Source organism: Nonomuraea sp. NPDC049624, from assembly GCF_040675255.1.
Classification (GTDB): domain Bacteria; phylum Actinomycetota; class Actinomycetes; order Streptosporangiales; family Streptosporangiaceae; genus Nonomuraea.
The window spans coordinates 71,735-77,904 of the sequence record NZ_JBFAOR010000022.1; the positions used below are offsets into that span (position 1 = coordinate 71,735).

Genomic DNA, 6,170 nt, shown 5'->3' on the forward strand with positions numbered 1-6,170 from the left:
TACCGGCCCGAACCCGACACCATTGATCACAACTCCGGACAGGCCGACCTAGAGGGTGTCTGACAATTCGGCTTGCCGGAGCCAAATCGATGCAGCGTTCGACCAGGTTGCGGTGCTTGTAGGTGAGCGCCTCGAAGGCGTGTGGGCGGCCTCCGCGGCTGCCTTTGCGCTTGCCGTTGGCGATCTGGTCACGTCGCTCTGGAATGACTGCCTTGATGCCGCGCCGGCGAAGGCCGAGGCGTATCGTGCGGCTGGAGTAGCCCTTGTCGCCGATCAGGGTGTCGGCGCGGGTACGTGGCCGGCCTCCGTCGGGGCGGCGGATGCGAAGCTCGGCCACAACGTCGTGGACAGCAGGGGTGCAACGAGCCCTTCGGGATCGCCGGTGATCGCAAACAGGGCCCGCGCGATCGCCACCCGGTCGTACAGGTGGGCGTACTCGGCGTCGTGGAAGTGCCTACGCAGCGGGGACGGCGACGGCGGCGACCGGATCGAGCTGTTCGAGTGGGGGCGACCTCTCTCGCGGCGTGGGCGTCCTGGTCGCTGCTGCGCGGCCGCGTCAGCGGACGGGAAGACGTCATCGTGCGCGGCCGCTGCGTCGGCCGGCCGCAGAAGGACCGGGCCGGCCGCCATGTCGCCTGCACCCATCGGGGCCCGATCGAGGGGGCGGCCAGCGCCAGCAAGGTGCAGACCGTCATGGCGCTGTTCGCGGCGCTGTACGCGCCGGCGCCGCTGCCCGATCTGCCCGCGGCCGCCCGCGCTGCCCGCCGCGCCAAGGCGCGCCCCAAGAACGAGCGGCCGATCCGCCCCTACACCCAGGCCCAGCTGGCCGCCGCCGCACTCGACCCCCTCGGCCAGGACGGCGGCTACCTGATCGTGGTCGACGACTACGGCGACCCGGTCGTCCTGGGCACCGTCCGCCGGACCACCATCAGCCGCGCCGGCACCATCCTGCATGACCTCACCCACCTCACCGCCCTCGCCGCAGGCGTCATCAAAGGCACGCGATGACCAGCAGGTTCAGCAGCACCCCTCTCACCGACATCGCGGTTGGGGCTAGTGCCCCATTCATGGCGCACTCTCCTGATCTTCGCAGGTCGCCTGGCATCTCGTGCCCCTTACTCGCATCGGGATGGCTTCGAACCGTCAGTGCACGAGGCTGGCAGGTGCGCCGAATCCAGATGACCATCCGGATCCAACCAGTCCGCAAGTCGCAGATTCGATCATGCGGACATGCAAGCGAACAAGATCGCCTGGTCGGCGGCGCTGCTCGCGCTGACCACGACACTCACTTCCCTCGCTGTGCCGGCGGCTGCCGCGGCCACTCCCATCACCTACAACAGCGACTTCAACGGTGACGGCTACAACGACCTGGCCGTGGGCATGCCCTCGTACCCGGCGGCGGTCTCAGGAAGCGGCAACACCGGCCTGATCGCCGTCCTGTACGGCGGGCCCTCCGGTTTCACCGGACGCTCCCACCTGCGGCCCGAACCCGGCTGCATGCTCTACTCGATCAACACCCCCTGCTCCGGATGGGGCGCGAGCCTGGCCGCGGCCGACACCGACGGCAACGGCAAGACGGACCTGATCTCCAGTGGCACCCGGGCGCGCCAGATCCACTCCTGGACCAGCGGCAATGACACCAGCCGTCAGATCGTGACCGGCACGTACACCACCATGGAGTCGCTGGCCTTCGGCCTGGCCGACCATGGTGATGTGCGGCCCGACATCGTGGGCACGTTCCGGCAGGGCTACGGGGTGGGGCTCGGCGGCTGGTACAACGGCGGCGCCTTCGAGACCACCCGGCTGAGTCCCGCCCGCGACCTGTCGGCCCGGTCCGCGGTCATCGGCGACATCCACGGCGACGGCCGGCTGGAGATGATGTGGGTGGGCTTGGACATCACCGCCAACAGTGGCCCGTACCTGTGGTACACCGGCGACCTGCGCAACCCCTCTCCCGACCCGTTCGTGATGGGCAGCCCCCAGGCGTGCGCGGACACGTCGGGGACGACCAAGCTCGCCTGCCCGAAGTCCGACTCCAAGGTGACGCTCGGCGACGTGAACGGCGACGGCTACCGCGATCTGGTGATGGTCACGCCGAGCACCGGCACCATCAACGTCTGGTACGGCGACAAGTACGGCGCCGGCATGACCGGGGTCGGCTTCACCGCCCGTAATCTGACCTGGCTGACCACGCTCGCGCAGATCAGCACGAGCCTGGCCACCGGCGACTTCGACGGCGACGGCGCGGCCGACATCGCCATCGGCCTTCCCCGCGCCAAGGTGTCCGACCTGGACCAGGCGGGCGCGGTCGCGCTCATCCCCGGCTCACCGACCGGCCCGGTCATGTCCCGCACGCAGATCATCACCCAGGACGGCATCGCGTCCCCCGGCGGCGTTCCCACCGCAGACCCCGTCACCGAGCAGTCGGTCGCCGACGACTACTTCGGCGCGTCAGTCTCGATCATCGACCTGACCGGCGACGGCAAGGGCGAGCTCGTGGCGGGCGCGCCCGGCAAGAACAACGGCCAGGGCATGCTGGCCGTCCTGCCCGGCACCGCCACCGGCGTCCCCTCCAGCGGCCAGGTCGTGCATGCCGACGCGGGCGGGCTCACCGGGGCCGGCCGGTTCGGTTCCGTCCTGCTGCACTGACCCACCCGACACGGCCGCCTGCGGCCCGATCACCGCGCCGCGAGACCGCAGGCGGCCAATATTGCCCGGGCAGAGCCTGCCGCGAGTGGGAACGGACCGGCGTTTGGCGAGTCCACTGCCGCGCGGCAGGCCACCGCCCCATCCGCGCCTGCAGCCGGCTCAACCTCAACCCTCCCTGTTGCACGTACGGCGCCGACGTCGGGCTCACTCCGCGCTCCTACGGATGGCTGAACGAACGCGCTCTGGTCCTGCGCTAAGCCGCGATCTCATCGTCCGGCCGACCTCCCCACCCGTAGGGCGCTGTCCGGCGGATCGGCCGGCCCGGGCGTGCGGCTCTTCGGCCGGTCCCGGCCGCCGCCCGCCAGGCAGTCGCCCCCGCGGAATCGGAATACAGCCGGAGCTCCAGGCCGTTCGCGGACTCGCCCGTTGCGGGTGCGATGATCGATCGGCGGGTCAGCGGGACAAGATGTCCACGCACTTCTCCCCGGAGTCTGATACAGGCCGGCGGCGATGATGGTGGAGCGGCGAGTGCTGCGCTACCCGATCAGCGTCGATCTGGGCCGCCTGCGTGCTCTGGCGCGCGCCTACGCCGAGGCCGGAGGGCTGCGCGGGGAGCGGCTGGAGGATCTGGTGCTGGCGGTCAACGAGGCCGTCACCAACGTGCTCGACCACGGCGGGCGCTGGCACCATCACCCTGTGCGTCCGACCTGGCATGGTCACCGTGCAGACCTACAAGGTCCGCCAGCGCTGTCACCTGGCACGCGTTCCCGCCTTCGAGATCGGCACCACCCGGATGGAGGATTTCGAGAAGGCCAGCATCACCGGTCACCGCTGGTGGACAGCGCAAGAACTGGCGGCAACCGGCGATCTGCTGCGACCTGCTGGACTGCCGCGCCTGTTCGCCGACCCTGCTCGTCGATGGCCCGCCCGCGCACCCCGTCCCGGTCGACGGCTGACAGAGGTCGATGCATGGCGCCGAGGCGATCTCTAGCGAGGTACGTGCCTCTTGTCGTAGCCAATTGTGAGGATCTGGCGCGCGATGAAGACGTCCATTCGGGCCAGCACGCGCAGCTCGCACGTTGTTTCCGGCCGGGCCTGGAGATTCGGCACCCGCAGCTCGCGCTGTCCACGATGATGAACGTCGTGTCCTTGATCCAGGCGCTGCTGCACGCCGCTCCCACCCAGGTGACGATGGACCGGATTCGCCAGCTGGTGAAGCTGGTCGGGCCAGAGGCTCCCACCGTGGAGTACAAGGCCGATATGGCCCAGAGCATCGCCACAGCCGTCGCCGCCCTGGCCAACACCTACGGTGGGCTGGTCCTGGTCGGTGTCAGCGACCGGCGGGTGATCACCGGGGTTAAGGAGAAGACGATCGAGGCGGTCGCCGAGCACTGCCACAGCAAGATCGAGCCGCCCTGGGTGCCGGACATCGTCCCGGTCCCGATGGATGACGGCTCCGGCCGGTTCGTGCTGGTACTGCGCGTGGCCCCGGGCCTTACGCCTCGCCCGCTGCTCGTGGACGGGGCCGCGCCCATCCGCAGCCACAGCACCACTCATCCGGCGAGCTGGCAGCAGCTGGCCGCGCTGTTCGCCGAGAACGATATGCGGGCCCAGGCCGATCCGTGGAGCACCCAGCGGCCTGACATACCTGTCGGCGCCGGGGGCACGGATGAGCGGGTTGATCTCGTCCTGCGTTCTGGTCTCAACATCGCCGTCGACCCGAGGGCCGCGTGGCGGCCGCTGGGTGAGCAGCACGCTGATCGGCTGGCGGAGGCATTGAGTCACTCGCTGCTGCCCGCTGTCCTGTCCGATCTGGTCTCCTTGGGTGCGGATTGCGGGCCGTTCGAGCGGCGGGGGCATAACCGCTCGCGCGTCATCCAGCTCTACTGGCAGGCGCCTGCGCCGGACCGGACCCGGGGTCTGCCGGTGCCCGTCGAAGCGTTGCTAACGGCCGAGGTGCCCGGCGGGTACGGCCACCAGGCCACTCATCTGCGCGTGCATCTGGACGTCACCACACGCCTGGCGCACTGGGACGCGCTGCAGGAAGCGGAATGGCGACCGGTGAGCGGACGGACCAAGCCGCCCGCAGAGCAGCGGTTGATGAGCATCGAGGCACTCGAGTTGGTGATAGGCGCGATGATCTCAACCCTGGTTGACGAGCGGGTCGTTGGGGCGCTCGCCGGGCTGGCGTTCGTCGACGCGCTGACGATCGCCCAGCCCCGCGTCCTGCACATGGTCACCTCCCGGCCGATCCCGCAGGTCCTGGACACCCGCGGGCTCACCCAAATCCCCGGCGCCGGGAACTCGACCGGTGTGCACATGCTGGCCGACCCCGGCCTGGACCTGGCCGATCCCGAGCAACGCCACGGGCAGGTGAGGAGCTGGCTGATCCAGACCGCTCTGGACGCCGGGCTGCTGGGTATGGAGCAGCGTTTACGCGATCGTCCTCGCCCACCCGACGCTGGGTGACCTCCGTTCCGCACGCGCGCGAGGCCGCACGAGGCATGCCTGCGGCGGCCTGCGCGAACCGCCCAAAGCCGAACGCCCAGGGTGGGCGAGCCACCCAGACAACTGCCTACCACCCGCCGCTATACGCGTGGATTCCTCCTGTGATCAGCGTCGCTGGATTGCGCAGAATGCGGCACGCCGGCCAGCAAACTCAAGGCCCCGCTGCGGGTCTTGGTGCGGTTCACCAGCGTCGACGGGCGCTCGGCCGACGGTGACCAGACGCCGCCGGCCACGGCCTGTCCCTCCTGTGGCCGCGCCGTCCCGCTCCAGGTGGGCGAGCTGCCGCGAGCGACACGCTCACCCGCTGCGGCGCATACGCCTTGCTGGTATCGCTGGAAGGTCCCGGGCAGCGCCACGGCGCTCATCTGCCCATGCTGCTACACCGCCCGGCCCGGTGCGGGCGAGGGTGAGGCGGAGGGGCCGGGACCGGTGGTGGATCGGGGCGTTGGGGCTGCTCGTCATCAACAGATTCGGCATCCTCGTGGTCGTGGAGGCCTGGGCGGGGCTGGCAGCGAGCTGGAGGTGTGTAGCGGGTCGGGGGCGGGTGGGGTGAGGCGGGCGATGTCGGTGCGGAGGCCGGCTGAGGGCGGGGTCGTTGTTCAAGATCCCGCGCTACTCGCCCTGTCCTGATCGCCCTGACATGACCGCCGCTCCCCCACCTGCCGCCGAGCCTGCCTGGTCAACGACAGGAACGCCCCACACACGAGCATGGACAAGCCTCCAGTCTCCTGCCGGACGGTCCATCGGGACGGCCTCGGCCGCCGGATCGGGGACCTCGCGGGCCGCGCGCAGGTGGGCGCCGAGCTCGCGGCGAAGGGTCTCGTTCATGACCGCCAGCCTATGAGTGCCACTCATCCCATGAACTCTCCCCTGCCTGTCGGCGGCGCCCGGCGCCACTGTGGATGCCATGAGCGATGACATGAGCGATGACATGTGGCGACTGCGCGACGACTCCTCCGACCTGGCCGAACCCCGCGTGCTGATCCGGGTGTTCGTGCCGTCTGAGGAACTGG

General features: G+C 70.0%; 4 protein-coding genes and 2 pseudogenes. 5 read left to right on the forward strand and 1 reads right to left on the reverse strand.

What is annotated here, in order from left to right:
• Positions 1–85: 85 nt before the first annotated feature.
• Positions 86–340 (reverse strand): annotated as a pseudogene (locus tag AB0J76_RS47575) (IS5/IS1182 family transposase); the annotation flags it as partial.
• 161 nt (positions 341–501) lie between these two features.
• Here AB0J76_RS47575 and AB0J76_RS47580 point away from each other — a divergent pair.
• The 5 genes and pseudogenes from AB0J76_RS47580 to AB0J76_RS47600 all read left to right on the forward strand — a co-directional run bounded on the left by AB0J76_RS47580 (position 502) and on the right by AB0J76_RS47600 (position 5,118).
• Positions 502–1,008, forward strand: coding sequence for a hypothetical protein (locus AB0J76_RS47580; RefSeq protein ID WP_364394004.1), 507 nt, complete (start codon positions 502–504; stop codon positions 1,006–1,008).
• Between the two features lie 222 nt (positions 1,009–1,230).
• The gene (locus AB0J76_RS47585; protein ID WP_352328347.1) at positions 1,231–2,649 is read left to right on the forward strand and encodes an FG-GAP-like repeat-containing protein; all 1,419 of its coding nucleotides are present in this window, start codon (positions 1,231–1,233) and stop codon (positions 2,647–2,649) included.
• Positions 2,650–3,162: 513 nt separating this feature from the next.
• Positions 3,163–3,342, forward strand: a pseudogene (locus AB0J76_RS47590) (ATP-binding protein); the annotation flags it as partial.
• A 28-nt stretch (positions 3,343–3,370) separates the two neighbouring features.
• A complete protein-coding gene (locus AB0J76_RS47595) occupies positions 3,371–3,640 on the forward strand; it encodes a hypothetical protein (protein ID WP_352328352.1) in 270 nt (89 codons plus the stop codon).
• An 8-nt stretch (positions 3,641–3,648) separates the two neighbouring features.
• Complete coding sequence (locus AB0J76_RS47600) at positions 3,649–5,118, forward strand: ATP-binding protein (protein WP_352328351.1); 1,470 nt, start codon at positions 3,649–3,651, stop codon at positions 5,116–5,118.
• Positions 5,119–6,170: the final 1,052 nt, after the last annotated feature.

Coding starts and splice junctions, on each gene's coding strand:
- AB0J76_RS47585 (WP_352328347.1), top strand. CDS start 1,231: ATGCAAGCGAACAAGATCGCCTGGTCGGCGGCGCTGCTCGCGCTGACC.